Genomic DNA, 19,947 nt, shown 5'->3' on the forward strand with positions numbered 1-19,947 from the left:
CCCCACGGTCCTTCAGATGACGATGCGGCCGGAGATGTAGTCGCGTGCTGCCTCGGATGCCGGCTCTGCGAAGAACTCTTCCGCCGGACTGTGTTCGGCGACGCGGCCGCGGGACAGGAACACCACATCGCCCGCCAGTCGGCGCGCCTGCCCGAGGTCTTGTGTGACAAACACGATCTTGGTGCCGACGCCATGCGCCGCGGCGACCATCTGCTCGATCTTGACGATCGAGGCCGGGTCGAGGCTGGCTGTCGGCTCGTCGAGGAACAGCACTTCGGGTCGCGTGGCGAGCGCGCGCGCAAGCGCCAGCCGCTGCTGCTCTCCGCCGGAGAGCAGGCGCGCAGGCTGCCCCGCATGGTCCGACAGCCCGACCTCGTGGAGCAGCGCGTCCCGGCGCGCCGCGTCCCGGCCGCCCCGCGCGGCGAGCACGAAGTCGATGTTTGCGGCGACAGAACGGCGGAGGAGGACCGGCTTCTGGAACACCATCGCCTGCCGCGCGCGCACCATTCGGTCCAGTGGCGAGCCGTTCCACAGCATCTCGCCGCGCGAAGCCGGGATCAGGCCGTGCAGCAGGCGCAGGAGCAGGCTCTTGCCTGCGCCGTTAGCGCCCAGAACGATGGTGATCTCTCCGGCCGTGAGCGTCAGGTCGATCCCGTCGACCAGCGCCGCGCCGCCTGCCTCGTAGGCCAGCCCGCGCACCTCGAGCGGCATGAGCGCCGGCGCCCGTGCAGCGACGGGCATTGCGGTCCCGATCCGCGCCTCATGCATGCGCGTATCGCACGGCAGTGACGCGCAGGCCGTGCACCATCGCGTTGACCGCAAGCGCCAGCGTCATCAGGATCAAGCCAAGCCCGAGGGCGAGGGGAAGGTCTCCCTTGGAGGTCTCGAGCGCGATCGCCGTGGTCATCACCCGGGTCAGGTGGTCGATGTTGCCGCCGACCACGATGACGGCGCCGACCTCGGCCACGGCGCGACCGAAGCCGGCGAGTCCGACCGTCATCAGCGAGTATCGGCCGTCCCAGATCAGTGCGAAGACGGCCTGCCCGCGTCCGAGACAAAGCGACCGGAACTGCTCGGCGTATTCGGCGTGCAGGTCATCGAGCACCTGCCGCGAAAGCGCGACGACGATCGGCGTGATGAGGATCGTTTGTGCGACGATCATCGCCGTCGGCGTGTAAAGCAGACCGAGGAAACCGAGCGGGCCGGACCTGGAGAGGTGGAGGTAGACCAGCAGGCCGACCACCACCGGCGGCAGCCCCATCAGCGCGTTGACCAGCACCAGGAGCGCGTTCCTTCCGCGAAACCGCGCGACTGCGAGCAGTGCCCCGAGCGGCAGGCCGATCAGGCACGCGAGTGCCGTCGCCGTCAGGCTCACGCGGAGCGAGAGCACCACGATCTCCATCAGATCGGCGTCGCCCGAGAGGACGAGGCGCAGCGCGACGAGGAAAGCTTCGCCCAGATCCTGCAGGATTTCCCCTTCTGCGCATGATTACCTGAAGAAGCGTAAACCTCATGGAGCCGGAGACAAGATGCATGACCCGCTGCTTGGCCGACGTCCTCGTCTGCCAAGGCCGGCGCGAGTTGCGCCCGGCCACCGCGCCACGCTAGCCTTGGTCGACCTAACGGAGGCGCGACATGTACAAGCGGATCATGGTCCCGGTGGACCTCGCCCACGCGGACAAGCTGGACAAGGCGCTCGATGTGGCGGCACGACTGGCGGCGGACATGGGCGGGGCGAGCCTCGTCTACGTCGGCGTGACCGCGGAAACGCCGAGCAGCGTGGCCCATTCGCCAAGGGAGTATGCCGAGAAGTTGGCGGCGTTCGCGCGGGATCAGGCGTCCGCTCATGGAATTACGACCGACTCGCACGCGATCACCGCACATGACGCCGCTGTCGAGCTCGATCGCCTGCTGATCGGCGCCGCAAAGGAAATGGGCGCCGATCTGATCGTCATGGCGAGCCACATGCCCGGTCTTGCCGAGCATATCTTCCAGTCCCATGCGGGCGATGTCGCCTCGCACGCGCCATGCTCGGTGTTCGTCGTCCGCTAGTCAGGCGGCGGCGCGATCAACGTGCCTGGGCGACCTCGCGCTGGACCGTCTCGCCGGCGACTTCGACGTCCTGGCCCATGCCCTGCACCGTGTTGCAGGCGGCGAGCAGGACGAAAGCGGGCAGCAACAGCTTGAACATCTTTCAACCTCCGTTTCGCGGGAAACGCGACGGGGGCGCAAGCTGTTCCTTGCTCAGGTGTCGAGGAAGCTCCGAACCGCCGCCTCTACCTCGCGCGGCTTCTCGGCATGGACCCAGTGGCCGGCGCCCTGCACCGTCACGACCTCAAGCCGGGGGAAGAGCCGCCGCGTCTCCTCCAGCCGCTCGTCCGGCGCATAGTCGCTGGCCTCGCCGCGGATCAGCAGGGCGGGGCCGTCGAAGCGACCGTCGGTGCCGGGCCAGCCGGTGATCGCATCCATTTGGCGGGCGAAGACGTCGAGGTTCAGCTTCCAGCACCGATTCGCCGCATCGAGGCTCTGCAGCAGGAACGCCTTCACCTGCGGATCGTCCACCGGCATCCGCTCCGCCGCCTCGCTGCGACGCTCGATGCCCGTGAGGTCGGTGGCGCGCATTGCCTCCACCAGTTCCATCTGGCTGTGTTCGTAGGCGACGGCGGCGATGTCGACGACCACGAGGCGCCGCACGAGATCGGGCCGCCGCAGCGCCAGCACCATCGCCGCCTTGCCGCCCATCGAGTGACCCATCACGTCGGCCGGACGGTCGCCGACCACCTCGGCCAGATCGTCCGCCATCGCCTCGTAGGAGTGGTCGTCGCGCCACGGGCTGTCGCCGTGATTGCGCATGTCGACAGTCGTGACCTCCCGAATGTCCGCCAAACGCTTCGCCACCACGCCCCAATTGCGCCCCGACCCGAAGAGGCCGTGCGCGATGACCAGTGGCGCCCCTGCGCCTTGCGTCTGCGCCGCGAGCTTCACTGGTAGATCGGGAAGCGTTCGCAGAGCGCCACGACCTCGCCGCGCACCCGGCTCTCCACCGACGTGTCGCCGAGCCCGTCGACGACCTGGCAGATCCAGTCGGCGATCTGCCGGAACTCCGGCTCGCCGAAGCCCCGCGTCGTGGCGGCGGGGGACCCGAGGCGGATGCCCGACGTCACCGACGGTTTCTCCGGATCGAACGGCACGCCGTTCTTGTTGCAGGTGATGTTCGCGCGCTCCAGCGCCGCCTCGGTCTCGTTGCCCTTGCGGCCCTTCGGGCGCAGGTCCACGAGCATGACGTGGCAGTCCGTGCCGCCGGTGACGATCTCGAGCCCCCTGGACATCAGGCCGTCGGCGAGCGCCTGCGCGTTGAGGATCACCTGCTCCTGATAGACCCGGAACTCCGGCCGCAGCGCCTCGCCGAAGGCGACCGCCTTGGCGGCGATCGCGTGCATGAGCGGGCCACCCTGGATGCCGGGGAAGATGGCCGAGTTGACCTTCTTGGCGATCGCCTCGTCGTCGGTCAGGATCATGCCGCCGCGCGGACCGCGCAGCGTCTTGTGTGTGGTCGTCGTGACGACGTGGGCGTGCGGGAAGGGAGAGGGATAGACGCCCGCCGCGATCAATCCCGCGAAGTGCGCCACGTCGGCCAGCAGCACCGCATCGACGCTGTCCGCGATCTCCCGCATCCGCGCGAAGTCGATCACCCGCGGGATCGCCGACCCCCCGGCGATGATCAGCTTCGGCCGGTGCGCCTCGGCCTGCTCCGCCATCTGGTCGTAGTCGATGAGGTTGTCCTGCCGCCGCACCCCGTAGGAGACCGCCTCGAACCACTTGCCCGACTGGTTCGCCTTCGAGCCGTGGGTCAGATGCCCGCCCGCGTCGAGGCTCATCCCGAGGATCGTGTCGCCCGGCTTGATGAGCGCGTTGAACACCGCCTGGTTCGCCTGGCTGCCCGAATGCGGCTGCACGTTGGCGAAGCCGCAGCCGAAAAGCTGCTTCGCGCGCTCGATCGCCAGCGTCTCCGCCCGGTCTGCCCACTCGCAGCCGCCGTAGTAGCGGCGGCCGGGATAGCCCTCAGCATACTTGTTCGTCAGGACCGAGCCCTGCGCTTCCAGCACCGCGCGGCTGACAATGTTCTCTGAGGCGATCAGCTCGATCTCGTGACGCTGCCGCCCGAGTTCGCCCTCGATCGCGGCGAAAAGCTCCGGGTCGCGGTCCGAGAGCGCCTCGGTGAAGAAGCCGTCGTCGCGGGAAGGGGCATTCATGTCGCGTCTCCTCGTCGGGGTCGAGCGCTTCCTACCCGAGTCGCGGGCCGGCGGGAAGCCGTCGCGCCTGCTGCCGCCTTGTGCTCGTGCGGCGCGCGGGCGATGACTTGGCGGACGCCCAGGCACGGAGACGGGATGCGGCAGGTCCGGAAGATCGCCTTCGCCGCCAGCGAGGCCCAAATCGCGGCGGAGGCCAAGCGGGGCCTGACCGATCGCTACGGCGACGTGCCGATGGACGAGGCGGACGTCATCGTCGCGCTGGGCGGCGACGGCTTCATGCTCCACACCCTGCACGGCACCATGCACCTCGACGCGCCGACCTACGGCATGAACTGCGGCACCATCGGGTTCCTGATGAACGAGTTCAGCGAGGACGGCCTGCTCGAGCGCCTGGCCGACGCGGAGGAGGAGGTGATCAACCCGCTCGCGATGCGCGCCGAGGGCGTCGATGGCGAGGTGACCGAGGCGCTCGCCATCAACGAGGTCAGCCTGCTGCGCGCCGGCCCCCAGGCGGCGAAGCTCAGGATCATCGTCGACGGCAAGGTTCGGATGGAGGAGCTCGTCTGCGACGGGGCGCTGGTGGCGACGCCGGCTGGGTCGACGGCCTACAACCTTTCGGCGCACGGGCCGATCCTGCCGATCGGTTCCGACGTGCTGGCGCTGACGGCGATGGCGGCGTTCCGTCCGAGACGCTGGCGGGGCGCGTTGCTGCCCAAGTCGGCGCGGGTGCGCTTCGAGGTTCTGGAGGCGGAAAAGCGTCCGGTGATGGCCGATGCGGACAGCCGGTCGAATCGCAAGGTGCTGGCCGTCGAGATCCGGAGCGAGCCGCGGGTGCGCCACCGGATCCTGTTCGACCCGGGCCACGGCCTAGAGGAGCGGCTCACGCGCGAGCAGTTCACCTGACCGAGCGTTCGTCCTCCTGCCACAGAGCGCGCTTGCGGTAGAGCGTCGAGGCCGAGACGTCGAGCGCCCGCGCCGCCCGCGGAACGGAGCCGCCGGCCCGGTCGATGGCGCGCTCGATCAGTAGCCGCTCGGCCTCGGCCAGCGTCAGCCCTTCGAGCGGGTCCTCGCGGGAGGGGGGCGGTGCCTGAGGCGGCGTCTCCGTCGCCTCGAGGAGCAGCGGCGGCAGCATCCCGGAGGTCAGGTACGGGCCCTCGTTCAGCAGCACGATGTTCCACAGCACGTTGCCGAGCTGACGCACGTTGCCTGGCCATGCGTAGCGCCGGAAGATCGACCGAACCTCGCTGGTGAGGCCGAGGAAGTTCCGGCTCTCGGTCGCGTTGAAGCGTCGCAGCATGGCGTCCGCGATCTCCAGCACGTCGTCGCCGCGGTCGCGGAGCGGCGGCATGGCGATGGGCACGACATGCAGGCGGTAGTAGAGGTCTTCGCGCATCCGGCCCTGCGCCACCATCGCCTGGGGATCGCGGTTGGTGGCGGCGACAATACGGACGTCCACCTTCCTGGGAGTTGTCGAGCCAACCGGCGCGATCTCGGAAGTCTGCAGGAACCGCAGGAGCTTGACCTGCAGATGCATGTCCATCTCGCAGATCCCGTCAAGAAAGAGCGTGCCGCCATTGGCGAGGGCGGCCGCCCCCTCCTTGTCGGCCAGAGCGCCAGGGAAGGAGCCCTTCAGGTGGCCGAAGACTTCGCTCTCCAGATGATCCGGAGAGATGGCACCGCAGTTGATCGGGATGAAGGGTCCGTCGGCGCGCGACGAGGTGGCGTGGACGGCGCGGGCGCAGATTTCCTTGCCGGTGCCGCTCTCGCCGGTGATGAAGACGGTCGCCTTCGAGCGGCTGACGGCCTGGATGATCTCGTATACGTGGCGAATGGCGGGACTGGATCCGATGAAGCTGGCCGGTGGCGTGGCGCCGTCACTCTCCTGCGCCGCACGAAAGCTCCTCAGGCCCGGCGCGCTTCGGAGGGCATCACGCACTGCCGAGAGGAGCTGCGCATCGTCGAAGGGCTTCACCAGAAACTCGCTCGCGCCGGAGCGCATCGATTCGACCGCCCGGTCGACCGAGCCGTCCGCGGTGATGACGATGAAGCGCGCCTGGTGATTGGAAGAAAGCAGCTCCTTCATCAGCTGGATCCCGTCGCCGTCGGGCAGGGTCAGGTCGATCAGCACCACCTGCGGTGCCTGCGCCGCATAGATCTCGCGCGCGCGTTCGGCCGTGTCCGCGAGCTGCGTCGTGAAATCGCCGCTGGCCAGGATGCCAGCATAGAGCGCCTGCAGCGTCGGCGTGTCCTCGACGATCAGAACTGGCGGCGTCATCCGATCCGTCCGTCCTCGCTTATGCGGAGTGCAGCGAAACAGTCCCGTGCCGCGGTCACCAGAATCGCAAGACGATCGGCCGCCTCGGGCAAACCAAAGCTTGCGCCGCTGCGCAGCGCACGCTGGAGGAGCCGCGCCTCGGCGCCCATCTGCACCGCGCCAGTGGTTTCGCCCAGTGCCGCGAGGACATGAAGGTGGCGCTGCAGCGCGGCGCGGTCCGAAGCTCCGCCGGCCGCGAGCAGGCCCTCGCGCGCGCTTGCGAGATCCTCGACGCAGAGATCGCGCAGCCGCCGCCGCTCACCTTCCGGGATCATCTCGCACATTCGCGCGAATGTCTCGACGTCGATGTCGTTGGGGCTATTGCCGGGCTGGCGACACTCTGACGGTGGCGCTGGACGGGCCGCCGGCGCGGGCGCGGCGGAAGCGCCGAATTGATGCCGCTCGCGGCGGCCCTCGTCACTGTCGCTGAAACGTCGCATCTGGTCTCCGAGGTTGCGAACCGCAGCGTCCACTGCGGTGGGCAACGCCTGATGGTAGCGGTCCCGGACGAGCGAGCGGCCGCACGTCCGACCGGAACGCCGAAAGTTCTAACCGATAAACAACGCGCACGCCAACCTGTCGGAAAAGACAGTCGATTTGTCGTCAGCGGCGTCCCGCGTATCCGATGGGCTCGAGCGCGCTGCGGATCTCGCTCAGGATGCTCGGATCGTCGATCGTGGCGGGCGGCGCCGGGTTCTCGCCGTCGGCGACCTTGGCCATCGTCGCGCGGAGGATCTTGCCGGAGCGGGTTTTCGGCAGGCGGTCCACGACGACCGCGTGCCGGAAGGCCGCGACCGGCCCGATCCGCTCGCGCACCAGCGCGACCGCCTCTCGCACGACGTCCTCGTGCGGACGGTCACAGCCCTTGTTGAGGCAAAGGAAACCCATCGGCAGCTGGCCCTTGAGGCGATCGGCAACACCGATCACCGCGCATTCCGCCACGTCGGGATGGCTCGCCAGCACCTCCTCCATCGCGCCGGTCGAGAGGCGGTGGCCGGCGACGTTTATGACGTCATCGGTGCGCGCCATGATCCAGAGGTAGCCGTCCTCGTCCACGTAGCCGGCGTCGCCAGTCTCGTAGAAGCCGGGGAACCGGGCGAGATAGCTTTCGCGAAAGCGATCGTCGGCGTTCCAGAGCGTGGGCAGCGTGCCCGGCGGCAGCGGCAGCCGCACCGCGATCGAGCCGAGCTCGCCCACGGGCCGCTCGCCGCCGTCCTCGCCGAGTATGCGTACGTCATAACCTGGCATCGGCACCGAGGGGGAGCCGACCTTGACCGGCAGCGGCTCGATTCCGACGGGATTGGCGGCGATGGCCCAGCCCGTCTCCGTCTGCCACCAATGGTCGACCACCGGCACGTTCAGGACCCGGCCGCACCAGTCGACCGTGTCTGGGTCGGCGCGCTCGCCTGCGAGGAACAGGGTCCGCAGTCGGGAAAGGTCATAGTTCGCCAGCAGGTCGCCCCGCGGGTCCTCGCGCTTGATGGCGCGCATGGCGGTCGGCGCGGTGAAGAAGACGCTGACGGCGTGATCCTGCATTACCCGCCAGAAGGTGCCGGCGTCGGGGGTGCCGACCGGCTTGCCCTCGAAGATGATCGTGGTGCATCCGTGGATCAGCGGCGCGTAGACGATGTAGCTGTGGCCGACGACCCAGCCCACGTCACTCGCTGCCCAGTAGACCTCGCCCGGCGCGACCCCGTAGATGTTCGCCATCGACCAGTCGAGCGCCACCAGATGCCCCCCCGTCGCGCGCACGACGCCTTTGGGCGGCCCCGTCGTACCGGAGGTGTAAAGGATGTAGGCGGGATGGTTGCCTTCGACGGGAACGCATTTCGCCGGCTCCGCCCCCTCCTGGAACGCGTGCCACTCATGGTCGCGCCCCGGCTCAAGCTCCGCCGTCTCCTGCTCACGCTGCAGGATCACGCAGAGGTCGGGTCTGTGCGACGCCGCCTCGAGCGCCGCGTCGAGCAGCGGCTTGTAGTGCACCGTGCGGTTCGGCTCTACCCCGCAGGAGGCTGCGATGACGGCCTTGGGCGCTGCGTCGTCAATCCGCTTGGCCAGCTCGTTCGCGGCGAAGCCGCCGAACACCACCGAATGGATCGCCCCGATCCTGGCGCAGGCCAGCATCGCCACCGCCGCCTCGGGGACCATCGGCATGTATATTACCACCCGGTCGCCCTTGCCGACGCCGGCGCGCGCCAGCGCACCGCCAAACCGAGCCGTGAGGTCGCGCAGTTCGGCGTAGCTGGTGTGTCGCGTTTGCCCCGTCACCGGACTGTCCCAGATGATCGCGGTCCTTTCGCCGTGGCCGGCCTCCACGTGCCTGTCGACTGCGTTGTGGCAGCCGTTCACGAGGCCGTCGGAGAACCATTCGTAGAGCGGCGCCCGCTCGTCGATCAACGCGCGGGAAGGTGCGCGGTGCCAGTCGATGCTCTGCGCCGCCTCCATCCAGAACGCTTCGGGATCGCGCTTCCAGCACTCGTAGACATTGGCGTAGCTCATGACCTGTCCCCCTCAGGGTGCATCTAAAAAAAGCCGCCGGGAGCAAGCAATAAAATCCGCATCGTGTGGCGGTGTCCCAGCCTCGCAAATCCTCTTGCGCAGCGCGAATCTTGGTGCATTGATTTCGATCAGGAGCGGCATCGGGCCTCTCCGTTTCAGAGGTTGCACGGCCATGGCCGACAAGAAGGAAAAGCCGCAGAAGTCCGGCGGCAAGCAGACCAAGAAGTAGATGCACGCCGCGCCGCCGCAGCAATGCTGCGGCGGCGCACCTGTGTCAGGAGTACGCCGCCGTCTTCGAGGCGCAGCGAGCGTAGTCATCCCTCAGGATCAATGTCGGAAGCCCCGGCACCGCGCCGGCGACGCCGCAGCCTTCAGCCGTAATGTGCGACGGGCGTACCGGCGAGTGCGGACATGTTCAGAAGGCCCCGCGCGGTGATCGACGGCGTCACGATGTGCGCACGATTGCCCATGCCCATCAGGATCGGTCCGACCTCGAGCCCGTTCGCCTTGGCCTTCAGCACGTTGCGCACCGCCGAGGCCGCGTCGGTGTTGGCGAAGACGAGCACGTTGGCCGCGCCGGCGAAGCGGCTGTTCGGAAAGATCCGCTCGCGCACGTCGGCGTCGAGCGCCGCATCGGCGTGCATCTCGCCCTCGTAGGCGAAATCCCGTTCCTCGGCATCGAGGATCTCAAGCGCACCGCGCATGCGCCGGCCGCTGCCGATGTCGAGATTGCCGAACTGGCTGTGCGAGCAGAGCGCGATCCGCGGCTCCAGGCCGAAGCGGCGCACGTGCCGGGCCGAGGCGACGACGGTGTTGGCGATCTGCTCGGGCGTCGGCTCGGGATGGACGTGGGTATCCGCGACGAAGAGCGGCCCGTCCTCGAGGATCATCAGACTGAGGGCGGCGATCGGATGCAGCTCGCCGCTGCCCAGCACCTGCTCGATGTAGTTCAGGTGCCAGAGATACTGGCCGAACGTGCCGCAGATCAGGCTGTCGGCTTCGCCGCGCTGCACCATGACGGCGCCGATGGCGGTGGTGTTGGTGCGCATGATCGCGCGGGCGAGGTCGGGCGTCACGCCGCGACGGGCCATGATCTCGTGATAGGTGGTCCAATAATCGCGGTAGCGCGGGTCGTTCTCCGGGTTCACCAGCTCGAAGTCGGCGCCGGGACGCAGCGTCAGCCCGGCGCGTTCGGCGCGCAGCTCGATCACCTCGGGGCGCCCGATCAGTATCGGCCGGTCGGTCGTCTCCTCCAGCATGGCGTGGGCAGCCCGCAGAACGCGCTCGTCCTCGCCCTCGCCGAACACGATGCGCCGGCTCGCCGTCGCGGCGGCCTCGAACACCGGTCGCATGATGAGCGCGGAGCGGAAGACCGAGCCGTCGAGCCGGCGCTTGTACGCCGCGAAGTCCTCGATCGGCCGGGTCGCGACGCCGCTTTCCATAGCCGCGCGGGCGACCGCGGTGGCGACGACGCCCATCAGGCGCGGGTCGAAGGGCTTGGGGATCAGGTAGTCGCGGCCGAAGGTCATCCGCTCGCCCTGGTAGGCCGCCGCGGCCTCGGCGCTCGATGCGGCGCGGGCGAGGGCGGCGATCCCCTCGATGCAGGCGATCTTCATCTCGTCGTTGATCGTCGTCGCGCCCACGTCCAGCGCGCCGCGGAAGATGAAGGGAAAGCAGAGGACGTTGTTGACCTGGTTCGGATAGTCCGACCGGCCGGTGGCAATGATCGCCTCGGGCACCACCTCGCGCGCCGTATCCGGGTCGATCTCGGGCGTCGGGTTGGCCAAAGCGAAGATGATCGGCCGCTCGGCCATCCGCGCCACCATCTCGGGCCTCAGCACGTTCGGGCCGCTGAGGCCGAGGAAGAGGTCGGCCCCCTCGATCACCTCGGCCAGCTCGCGCGCGCGCCCCGGCTGCGCGTAGGCCGCCTTCTGCGGGCTCATGTCCGTCTCGCGCCCCTCGTGGATCAGGCCGTGCAGGTCGAGGAGCCAGACATTCTCGCGCCGGACGCCGAGCTTGAGCAGCATGTCGAGGCAGGCGATGCCCGCCGCGCCGCCGCCGGTCGAGACGACCTTGATCTCCTCGAACGACTTCTCCGCCACGCGCAGCGCGTTCGTGGCCGCCGCGCCCACGACAATTGCCGTCCCATGCTGGTCGTCGTGAAAGACGGGGATATTCATCCGCTCCCGGCAGAGCTTCTCCACCACGAAGCAGTCCGGCGCCTTGATGTCCTCGAGGTTGATCGCGCCGAAGGTCGGCTCCAGCGCGCAGACGATGTCGGCCAGGCGCTCCGGGTCGCTCTCGTTCAGCTCGATGTCGAAACAGTCGATGTTGGCGAACTTCTTGAAGAGGACCGCCTTGCCCTCCATGACCGGCTTCGACGCCAGCGCCCCGATATTGCCGAGGCCGAGCACTGCGGTGCCGTTCGTGACGACCGCCACGAGGTTCCCGCGGGCGGTGAAGCGGGCGGCGTTCGCCGGATCGTCGCGGATGTCGAGGCAGGCCTCTGCCACCCCGGGCGAATAGGCGCGAGCGAGGTCGCGGCCGTTTGCGAGCGGCTTGGTCGCTCGCACCTCCAGCTTGCCTGGCTTCGGAAACTCGTGATAATCCAGCGCCGCCTGCCGGTTGGACTCGCTCTTCCCGTTCACTGACTGCACCCCTCCCCAAAGTGTTGCGACTGAGTATCCCGATCCAGCCGAATGGCCAACGCGAAATGGCGGCATCTGGACATCGGCCGCGACGCGCACACGATGGCGGAATGGTGCCGAGAGGATCGCATAACCCGCTGCTGCGCCCGGTCGTGTCCGGTGTCGCCTGCCTCGCGGTCGTCCTCGTCTTTGTCCTGATCGACGCGGCGGTGCGGCCGGAGGGCGCGAAGCTGACGCGCGAGGAGGGGGCGATCGAGACCGGCTCCGCCATCCTCTATCTCGTCGCCTTTGCGCTGTTCCTCTGGGCGGCGCGGGGCTACCGGCGGCTCTACTGGCCGGTCCCCGTGCTGATTCTCGCGATGGCGATGCGCGAGCTCGACTTCGACAAGCGGTTCACCAGTGAGGGGCTGCTCAGCATCAAGATCCTCACCTACGACACCCTCCTCATCGAGAAGATGATCGGCGTGCTCGTGGTGGGCGGACTGATCGTGACCATCGTGGTGCTCTTGCGCCGCACGGCGCGTCACTTCGTGCGGGAGGTCTTCGCCCGAGGACGCTGGGCGATCTACCTCGCTGCGGCCCTCGCCCTCACCGTGATCAGCAAGAGCCTCGACGGTCTCGGCCGCAAGCTCGAGCCGCTGGGCATCATCGTGCCCGAGCGGATCGACGAGTTGGCGGGGCAGAGCGAGGAGGTGCTGGAGCTCGGCATCCCGATCTTCATCATCATGTCGATCCTCGCCGCCTTCCGCCCCGCCGTGCGCTGAGCCGTCAGCCCCCGCGGCCGGTCCGGTCCTGCAGCGAGTCGATCCGCTTCGACGCCTCGGCCTTGCTGAGATCGGGGTCGAAGTTCTCGCCCGCCTCCTCGCACAGCGTCTTGAGGTAGCTCGCCTGCGCGCCGGTCATCGGCTCGCCGCCCGTGGTCCAGTCCTCCACCGGCTTTTCGGCGTTGCCGGGCGCGTCGCTCTTGGGGTGTTCTGTCGGTTTGTCGGTCATGGCATGTCCTCCTGCTCGTTCGCCCAATGTTCCGGGCGCCGGCAGGTTCCGCGGGCTAGCTCTCCATCCAGATCGTCACCGGCCCGTCGTTCACCAGCGAGACCTGCATGGTGGCGCCGAAGCGGCCGGTCGCGACCGGCACGCCCTCGCGCGCGATCGCCTCGGCGAAGCGCAGGTAGAGCGCCTCGCCCCGGTCCGGGGGGGCCGCCGTGGAAAAGTCGGGCCGGTTGCCGCTGCGCGTGTCGGCGGCGAGCGTGAATTGGCTGACGATCAGCGCCGCGCCGCCGGTGTCTAGGAGCGAGCGGTTCATCCGCCCCTCCTCGTCCCGGAAGATGCGCAGCCGCACCACGCGCCGCGCCAGTCGCTCGTGCACGTCGTCGGGATCGTCGCGCATCGCGCAGACGAGGATCAGCAGCCCCGGCCCGATCTCGCCCACGACGGCGCCCGAGACAGCGACCCGTGCCTCGCTCACCCGCTGGATCAATGCGCGCAAAAGCTGCCTCCGTCGCGTCCGCCCGGTGCCGTCACAGTTCGGACGCGCGCGGCGGGTTGGCTCCCTCGCGTGAGACCGTGATCGCGGCCGCGCGCACCCCGAGGTCGAGTGCATCCCGCAACGCCGCCTCGTCCAGCTGTCGTAGCGCATCGCGCCGCAGCACGCCGCCGCGCGCGAGCCCGGCCAGCAGACCCGCGTTGAAGGTATCGCCGGCACCGACGGTATCCGCCACCGTCACGCGCGGCGCGTCGACATGAACCGCGCCGGCCGCGGTGTAGCCAGTCGCGCCCCGCGCCCCCTCGGTGATGCAGACGAGATGCGGTCCCCGCTTGAGGATGTCGCCGGCCAGCGCCACCGCGTCGCCCGGCCCCTCGAGCCAGTGCAGGTCCTCGTCGGAAAGCTTCACGATGTCTGCCAGCGCCATCATCCGCCCGATCCGGCCGCGGTACGCTGCCTCGTCGCGGATGAAGCCCGGGCGGACGTTGGGGTCGATCATCGTCACGCGGCTGGCGGCGGCCTTGGCCATCAGCGCCTCGTAGGCGGTGCCGCAGGGCTCGGCGACCAGGCTGATCCCGCCGAAGAAGAGCGCCTTGATCTCGTCGGGCAGGGCCGGGAGCTCGTCGCCCGCCAGCATCCGCCCTGCGGTGCCCTCGTCGTAGAAGACGTAGCGTGCCTGCCCCTGTGTCAGCTCGACGAAGGCCAGCGTCGTCGGCCGGTCCGAGCGGTGGGAGAGCGCGGTGTCGACGCCGCTTTCCGCCAGCGCCCGCTCCAGGCGGAGTCCGAACATGTCGGTCGAAAGGCCGGTGAAGAAGCCCGTCGCCACGTCGAGGCGCCCGAGCGCGATGGCCGTATTGAAGACTGCGCCGCCGACATGTGGCGCGTAGGCCAGCGCGCCCGCCTCGGTGCGCCGTGGCAGCATGTCGATCAGCGCCTCGCCACAGCAAAGGATCATCAGCCACTCCCCGTCCCGAGCTGACCCAGCGTCGGCGATCTGCCGCCGGATGCCAAGCTTTGCTCGGGGCGGCCGTGCAGACCCTCAGGCGCGCGCGGCAGGCGGGTCACACCTGCTCAGGACTGCAGCGCGCCGAAGTACCCCGCGACGGCGGCCAGGATCACGGCCAGCAAAACGGCGAGCGCCACCTTCCATGGCGACCAGGGCCGCTCGCCCTGCACCCGGCCCGTCTGGCCGTTGACGACGAAGCGGTAGCTCTCGCCGCGGTACTTGTAGGCGGCGACCCAGACCGGCAGCAGGACGTGCTTGAAGGTGACGCCGTCGACCTGCGTCTGCATCTGGTGGATGCGCTGGCGGTCGCCGCCGATGTCGAAGCGGACGTCGCGCTCGATCACGCGGTCCATCCAGTCCCGCGCCTCGACGAAGGCGTCGGCCAGCTCGACCCGGTAGGCCTCGGCGCGGAACCCGGCAATGAATTCGGGCGCATAGGGCGACAAACGCGACAGGTCCCAGGGCGGCAACGCACCGGTGTGCTTCTTGGGCAGGCTGCGCGAGGCCAGCACCAGCACGTCGTCGAAAGTGCGCGCGACGCGGCCCGTGACGGCGCGCCAGCGCACCTTCGTCACCGGGACCGACTGCCGCTTGCCGTCCCGCACCACCGTCCGCATCTCCACGTAGGTGGTCCCGCGCTCGCCGCGATAGTGGGTCTCGGTTCGCGCGTCGAAGGTCCAGTAGGGGACGTAGACGCCGCTCATCCGCCGCCCCTTGCGCGCGTAGTCCCTCAGGCCGTTCGGCGCGAGCCAGAGGCTGCCCAGCCACTCGGTCATCGCCTGATGTGCCGCCGCCTCGTCGACCTCGAAGGGCAGCAGGCCGCCCGGCTTGATGTGGCGATGCAGCCCGGTATCGGTGACGATGGGTGTCGCGCAGAACGGGCACTCCCGCGCATGCAGCGCCTCGTCGAACTCCACCGTTGCGCCGCAGCTCTGGCAGGTGCGCGTCCGTGTCTCCTCGATGTCGGTCTGCGGCAGGCGCGCGTCCAGCGCCGCGCGAAAATCGTGCTCGGGTAGGGGGTGCAGGTCGGCCGGCCGGTTCTCGATCTCCGCGCTGTTGCCGCAATGCGGGCACACGAGCCGCCGCGTTCTTGGCTCGAACCGCATGTCCGAGCCGCAGGTGCCGCAGGGAAACCGGTGATCCTCGGTCACGTGACCGGCACCTTTGCCATGCGTTACACCTGCCACGTGGACCGCGGCGAGCCGCAAGGCTTGTCGCGCGCAGCCGACGGGGCTCGATGCCCCCGAGGCTGCGCCCCCCTTGCCGGTCCACGCTCCGCCATGCGGGTCAGGCCCCCGGCGGCGGTGGCGGCAGCACGGTGAAGAGCTGCGCCAGCTCGTCCACATCCTCGGCGCGCTTCCAGCCGTCCTGCCCGGCGGTCCAGACGTAGGTCTGCCGCGTCATCTCCCCCGCCGAGGCCATGCGCCCGAGATCCGCCTTGCTGTAGGGTCCGCGCGTCTCGCCACCCTCGGCCAGGTGCCACACATGCTCGACCGGGGGCGGCGGGGGCGTCGCCGCGGCAGGCGCCGCACCCCACGGCCCCTGCCGCGCCGCCTGCGCGCCCATGGCGAGTCCCATCCCGGCCCCGAGCCCCGCGCCCAGGCCTCCGCCGGCCGCGCCGGGGTTCTCCGCCGCCCGCGTCATCGCCTCGGCCGCCGAGAACTGGGTATAGCGCCCCAGATCGCCGACGAGGCCCATCGAGGTGCGCTTGTCGAGCGCCTGCTCCACCGCCGGCGGCAGCGAGACGTTCTCGATGTAGAGCTCGGGCATCGTCAGCCCGTATTCCGCCAGCGTGCCGGCCACCTCGGTCGCGACCAGCTTTCCGAGGTCGGCGGTGTTCGCCGCCATGTCCAGCACCGGGATGCCGGAGGCCGCCAGCACCCGGCTCACCTCCTGCACGATGATGTTGCGGATCTGGAAGGTGATCTCGTCAGAGGTGAACTCGCCGTCGGTGCCGACGATCTCCTGCAGGAAGCGGCCCGGGTCGGTCACCCGGATCGCATAGGTGCCGAAGGCGCGCAGGCGGGTCGGCCCGAACTCCGGGTCGCGCAGCATCACCGGGTTCTTGGTGCCCCACTTCAGGTCGGTGAAGCGAGTCGTGGCGACGAAATAGATCTCGGACTTGAAGGGACTGCGAAAGCCGTGGTCCCAGTGCTGCAGCGTCGTCATCACCGGCATGTTGTTGGTCTCGAGCAGGTAGAGACCCGGCATGAAGACGTCGGCGAGCTGCCCCTCGTGGACGAAGACCGCCGCCTGCCCCTCGCGCACCGTCAGCTTGGCGCCATACTTGATCTCGTGGCCGTGGCGCTCGAACCGCCAGACCATCGTGTTGCGGGTGTCGTCGGTCCAGTGGATGACGTCGATGAACTGTCCCGACAGGAAGTCCCAGATGGCCATCGGCTTCTCCCTCAGCTGGCCGGCAGGATCTCGTAGGCGATCTCGCGCACGATCGGCAACGCCTCGTCGCCGCTCATGCCGGGACGGATGCGCGGATCGTAGAGGATCCTCAGCAGGTACTCGTCATGAGTGGTGAGCAGCCCGAACTCCTCGTCGTCGTTAAAGATCGAGGGACGCGCGAGCGGGCTGTCGTTCGACAGGCCGAGGCCCTGTGCGATCTCCTCGTGGATGCACGACAGGCGCAACAGCTCGGGATGCTCGGCCCGGATCACCGCGACCGCCTGCGTGTAGACGCCGGTGCCGACCCGGTCGAGCGCGAAGACCAGGCAGTAGTTCTGCCGCGGCAGGTCAACCACCGTCTCGACCGCGGCCTTGCTGATGCCGGGGATCATCCGAGCGAGGCGCGGCCCGATCGCGCGCCGGTCGTCTTCGGTCAGGATCAGCACGTGAAAGTTGCCGTTCGACGCGACGGTGCGGATCGGATGCCGCGACACGGCTGCAAGGCGTTCCGCATAGGCTTCGACCGCCGCACGGTCCCTCGCGGCCTTCGCGGGGTCGACGCCAGCACCGACTTCGAGCTCGATGCGCACCGGCTCGACCCACTTGTGCACCTGGCTTTCGGTCTCCAGCGCAACGATCCGGCCGCCAACGGTCGCATACTCCTCGAAGAGCGCGATCCGCTCGAAGTTGCGGACGAGATCGTCGGCGTCGAACGGCGTGTCGGGTCCGCCGCCATCGGTCCTGAGGAGGCCGCGCGCGACCAGCCCCTCCTGAACCCCGCGGTAGTAGCGGGCAAGATCGAGCGACGGGCCCGGCGGCGGCGGCGCCGGGCGGGCGCGCACGGGCCGAGGCTCCGGCGTCACGCTCGGTGGCGCCACCTCCGGCATCTCGCACGCCGCCAGCAGCAGGGCGAAAAGGAACAGGATCGGTCGCATCGCGCGTCAGGTGACGGGTCTCGAGGCGCGGGCGGCAGCGAGGGTCGACTTCAGCTCAGTCTCCATCTGGCGCAGCTCTGCCTCGGCCGCGGAGCGGCGCGCTTTCGCCTCGTCCGCGATCTGCAGCGTCTCCTGGATCGTCCCGATCAGGTTGTCGTTCGCCGCCTTCACCGCCTCCACGTCGAAGACGCCGCGCTCGATCTGCTGGCGGATCTCCTTGTTGGACTGGCGCAGGTTCTCGGCGTTGGCACGCAGCAGGTCATTGGTCAGGTCCGTCGCCTCGCGCACCGCGCCGGCGGCCTGGCGCGAGCGGTTGATGGTCACCGCCTGGGCCAGCTGCGTCTCCCAGAGCGGCACCGTATTGACGAGGGTCGAGTTGATCTTGGTGACGAGGCTCTTGTCGTTCTCCTGCACCAGCCGGATCGAGGGCAGCGACTGCATCGTCACCTGCCGCGTCAGCCGCAGGTCGTGCACCCGCCGCTCGAGATCGTCGCGCGCGGCCCGCAGATCGCGCAGGCCCTGCGCCTCGATGACGTCGTCGCCCTGACCGTCCGACATCTCCCGCTCCTTGCTCGGGATCTCTTCTGCATCGAGCCGGCGCAGCTTCTCCTCGCCCGCGGCGATGTAGAGGCCAAGTTCGTTGTAGAAGTCGAGCGTCCGGTCGTAGAGCAGGTCCAGCGAATTGATGTCCTTGAGCAGCTGGTGCTCGTGGCGCAGGAGCCGGTCGGTGATGCCGTCGATCTGGCCCTGCACCTCCTCGTACTTCGCGAGGAACTTGGCCATCGGCTTGGCGCGGCCGACCAGCCGCTCCCACCACGAGCGGCGGCGGTTCGGGTCGAGCTCCTCGAGCGAGAAGCCTCGCAGCGTCGCCACGATCTCGCGCAGGCTGTCGCCCGCCGGTCCCACGTCCTTGTTGCGCACGTCGGCCAGCATCGACTGGCTGATCGACTGCAGCTCCTGCTGCGCGCGCGAGCCGAAGGCGACGATCGACCCGGTGTCGGTCATGTCGAGCTCGGCGAGCCGCATCTCGATCTCCGACCGCGTCGCGGTGGGCGCGTCGTCGAGCCTCGGCAGGTCGGGCGCCGGCGGCGCGAGCTCGTGGCCGGTCACCGCATCGACCTCGGCGCTGGTGGCGGCGGCCTGGCTGCGGGTCTTCTCCGACATCCCTCCGGTCTCCTCGTGTCGCGTCATTCGGTCCGCACGCCTTCCCGCTCAAGCCGGTCGCGCAGGACGCCAATCTCGACGTCAAGGTCGGTCCGACTCAGCTCGATCAGACGCCGTGTCCGTCCGGCGAAGGTCTGTTCCAGATCGTCGAGCAGTGCAACGTAATCGGCACGCGCCTGTGCATCGTGACGCTGCGACCACAGGTCGGCGAAGCGCACCGTCGCGTCGCGGGCGCCGACCAGGTACACGCTCAGATACCGCCGGACGCCGCTCAGGTCGCGCGGGTCCTCCTCGACGGTCCGAAAGAGTGTGCGCGCGGTGTCGCGGAACCGCTCGACGCGCGTCCCGAGTTGCCGGTCGCCTGTCCGCCCGATCGCCTCGCGCATCTCGCGCAGCATCCGCTCTCCTTCGTCCACCGCCCGGGCGACGCGATCCGTTGCCGGGTCGTCGGAGGTGACGCCCTTGTCGCGCAGCGGGTCCGGCCCGAAGGCCGCGACGTGAAGTATCGCCGCGATTACGCCATAGATGACCGAAGCCACGGCGCCCCCCTCCGGACTCCATGCCGCCAACGCCACCCCGGCGCCGGTCATGGCTGAGGCGAAGAGCTTGCGCGGGATCGCCGGCCGCTTCGCAACCCGCCGCTCGTCATAGACCGCCTCGGCCTTCAGTCCCTCGCCGACCATCCATGCCGCGCCGAGCAGAAGCGCCAGCGCCGCGAGATCGGCCGCCAGGGTCAGTGCGCCGCCCGAGAACGCTGTCAGGAGCAGGGGGAGAGGAGCGATCCAGAGCAGGTTGCGCCGCATCGCCATGCGCTCGGGCGCGCGTCGCGCGGGCGTCGGCTGCCCCTCCGCTCCGGGGGAGTGGCGGCCACCGAACCGGCGGGCCATCAGAGGCCCCCCAGCAGGCCCACCGAAACGCCGACGATCAGCACGAAGAGTGCGGCATAGGCCAGTTTCTGCAAGGTAGTGTTCCCGAATTCGCCGCTCTCGAACGCTGCGCCGCCCGACCGTGCTGCGGCTCGCAGGCCAAGCGCCAGCACGACCACCAATCCCGCCAGCAGGGCCAGGATTAGGACGGCAAGGACAAGTCTCTGCATTCCGTCCCCATGCCCCCGAAGGCTTGCCTAATTCTACGGCAGGGCAGACCTTGCCGCCAATGATCAACCGCTGGCGCGTCGACGCGTTCCGCCAATCGTCCATCACATAGGCATCGCGGCCGGTTCCCGCCACCGGATGCGCCAGGTCGCGG

General features: G+C 69.2%; 21 protein-coding genes. 3 read left to right on the forward strand and 18 right to left on the reverse strand.

The window, feature by feature from the left end:
* Positions 1-12: 12 nt before the first annotated feature.
* Positions 13-741, reverse strand: coding sequence for an ATP-binding cassette domain-containing protein (locus JM664_RS09750; RefSeq protein WP_227419709.1), 729 nt, complete (start codon positions 739-741; stop codon positions 13-15).
* Between the two features lie 19 nt (positions 742-760).
* Positions 761-1,468, reverse strand: a complete 708-nt coding sequence (locus tag JM664_RS09755) for an ABC transporter permease (RefSeq protein WP_227419961.1) — start codon at positions 1,466-1,468, stop codon at positions 761-763.
* A gap of 167 nt (positions 1,469-1,635) precedes the next feature.
* On the opposite strand from JM664_RS09755, the gene JM664_RS09760 reads away from it, so the two are divergent.
* Complete coding sequence (locus JM664_RS09760; RefSeq protein WP_227419710.1) at positions 1,636-2,052, forward strand: universal stress protein; 417 nt, start codon at positions 1,636-1,638, stop codon at positions 2,050-2,052.
* 16 nt (positions 2,053-2,068) lie between these two features.
* On the opposite strand, the gene JM664_RS09765 is transcribed toward JM664_RS09760, so the two are convergent.
* The 3 genes from JM664_RS09765 to glyA are packed head-to-tail and all read right to left on the reverse strand — an operon-like array spanning position 2,069 to position 4,253.
* The gene (locus JM664_RS09765; protein ID WP_227419711.1) at positions 2,069-2,191 is read right to left on the reverse strand and encodes an entericidin A/B family lipoprotein; all 123 of its coding nucleotides are present in this window, start codon (positions 2,189-2,191) and stop codon (positions 2,069-2,071) included.
* Between the two features lie 53 nt (positions 2,192-2,244).
* Entirely contained in the window at positions 2,245-2,985 is a 741-nt protein-coding gene (locus JM664_RS09770; protein WP_227419712.1) for an alpha/beta fold hydrolase, read from the reverse strand.
* Positions 2,982-4,253 (reverse strand): serine hydroxymethyltransferase, encoded by a 1,272-nt coding sequence (glyA, locus tag JM664_RS09775; RefSeq protein WP_227419713.1) that lies wholly within the window; start codon positions 4,251-4,253, stop codon positions 2,982-2,984. Before glyA ends, JM664_RS09770 begins: the two co-directional genes overlap by 4 nt.
* Positions 4,254-4,388: 135 nt before the next feature.
* Between glyA and JM664_RS09780 the strand changes: the two genes are divergently transcribed.
* Positions 4,389-5,156 carry an NAD kinase gene (locus JM664_RS09780; protein ID WP_227419714.1) on the forward strand — a complete coding sequence of 256 codons (768 nt, stop codon included), beginning with the start codon at positions 4,389-4,391 and terminating at the stop codon, positions 5,154-5,156.
* Here JM664_RS09780 and JM664_RS09785 read toward each other — a convergent pair.
* From JM664_RS09785 to JM664_RS09800, 4 genes are all read right to left on the reverse strand, one after another.
* Complete coding sequence (locus JM664_RS09785) at positions 5,149-6,528, reverse strand: sigma-54-dependent transcriptional regulator (RefSeq protein ID WP_227419715.1); 1,380 nt, start codon at positions 6,526-6,528, stop codon at positions 5,149-5,151. The genes JM664_RS09780 and JM664_RS09785 overlap by 8 nt on opposite strands.
* Positions 6,525-7,007 (reverse strand): Hpt domain-containing protein, encoded by a 483-nt coding sequence (locus JM664_RS09790; RefSeq protein ID WP_227419716.1) that lies wholly within the window; start codon positions 7,005-7,007, stop codon positions 6,525-6,527. Before JM664_RS09790 ends, JM664_RS09785 begins: the two co-directional genes overlap by 4 nt.
* 163 nt (positions 7,008-7,170) lie before the next feature.
* Positions 7,171-9,066, reverse strand: a complete 1,896-nt coding sequence (locus JM664_RS09795; RefSeq protein ID WP_227419717.1) for an AMP-binding protein — start codon at positions 9,064-9,066, stop codon at positions 7,171-7,173.
* Positions 9,067-9,437: 371 nt separating this feature from the next.
* Positions 9,438-11,714, reverse strand: coding sequence for an NADP-dependent malic enzyme (locus JM664_RS09800; protein ID WP_227419718.1), 2,277 nt, complete (start codon positions 11,712-11,714; stop codon positions 9,438-9,440).
* Between the two features lie 152 nt (positions 11,715-11,866).
* Here JM664_RS09800 and JM664_RS09805 point away from each other — a divergent pair, with 152 nt between their 5' ends.
* Positions 11,867-12,478 carry a hypothetical protein gene (locus JM664_RS09805; RefSeq protein ID WP_227419719.1) on the forward strand — a complete coding sequence of 204 codons (612 nt, stop codon included), beginning with the start codon at positions 11,867-11,869 and terminating at the stop codon, positions 12,476-12,478.
* 4 nt (positions 12,479-12,482) lie between these two features.
* Here JM664_RS09805 and JM664_RS09810 read toward each other — a convergent pair whose 3' ends face one another.
* The 9 genes from JM664_RS09810 to JM664_RS09850 form a co-directional block, all read right to left on the reverse strand.
* Positions 12,483-12,707: a DUF3072 domain-containing protein gene (locus tag JM664_RS09810; protein ID WP_227419720.1), complete on the reverse strand. Its 225-nt coding sequence runs from the start codon at positions 12,705-12,707 to the stop codon at positions 12,483-12,485.
* Between the two features lie 55 nt (positions 12,708-12,762).
* Positions 12,763-13,200, reverse strand: coding sequence for a D-aminoacyl-tRNA deacylase (gene dtd / locus JM664_RS09815; RefSeq protein ID WP_227419721.1), 438 nt, complete (start codon positions 13,198-13,200; stop codon positions 12,763-12,765).
* Positions 13,201-13,231: 31 nt separating this feature from the next.
* On the reverse strand, positions 13,232-14,152 hold the full coding sequence (locus JM664_RS09820; RefSeq protein WP_227419722.1) for a carbohydrate kinase family protein: 921 nt from the start codon (positions 14,150-14,152) through the stop codon (positions 13,232-13,234).
* A gap of 116 nt (positions 14,153-14,268) precedes the next feature.
* On the reverse strand, positions 14,269-15,354 hold the full coding sequence (locus JM664_RS09825; RefSeq protein ID WP_227419723.1) for a primosomal protein N' (replication factor Y) - superfamily II helicase: 1,086 nt from the start codon (positions 15,352-15,354) through the stop codon (positions 14,269-14,271).
* Positions 15,355-15,490: 136 nt separating this feature from the next.
* The gene (locus JM664_RS09830; RefSeq protein ID WP_227419724.1) at positions 15,491-16,600 is read right to left on the reverse strand and encodes an SPFH domain-containing protein; all 1,110 of its coding nucleotides are present in this window, start codon (positions 16,598-16,600) and stop codon (positions 15,491-15,493) included.
* An 11-nt stretch (positions 16,601-16,611) separates the two neighbouring features.
* Complete coding sequence (locus JM664_RS09835; protein ID WP_227419725.1) at positions 16,612-17,535, reverse strand: DUF2927 domain-containing protein; 924 nt, start codon at positions 17,533-17,535, stop codon at positions 16,612-16,614.
* Positions 17,536-17,541: 6 nt separating this feature from the next.
* Complete coding sequence (locus tag JM664_RS09840; protein WP_227419726.1) at positions 17,542-18,699, reverse strand: toxic anion resistance protein; 1,158 nt, start codon at positions 18,697-18,699, stop codon at positions 17,542-17,544.
* A 23-nt stretch (positions 18,700-18,722) separates the two neighbouring features.
* Complete coding sequence (locus tag JM664_RS09845; protein ID WP_227419727.1) at positions 18,723-19,586, reverse strand: 5-bromo-4-chloroindolyl phosphate hydrolysis family protein; 864 nt, start codon at positions 19,584-19,586, stop codon at positions 18,723-18,725.
* Positions 19,586-19,795, reverse strand: a complete 210-nt coding sequence (locus JM664_RS09850; protein ID WP_227419728.1) for a hypothetical protein — start codon at positions 19,793-19,795, stop codon at positions 19,586-19,588. Before JM664_RS09850 ends, JM664_RS09845 begins: the two co-directional genes overlap by 1 nt.
* Positions 19,796-19,947: the final 152 nt, after the last annotated feature.

It is taken from the genome of Roseitranquillus sediminis (assembly GCF_016918935.1).
GTDB lineage: Bacteria > Pseudomonadota > Alphaproteobacteria > Rhodobacterales > Rhodobacteraceae > Roseitranquillus > Roseitranquillus sediminis.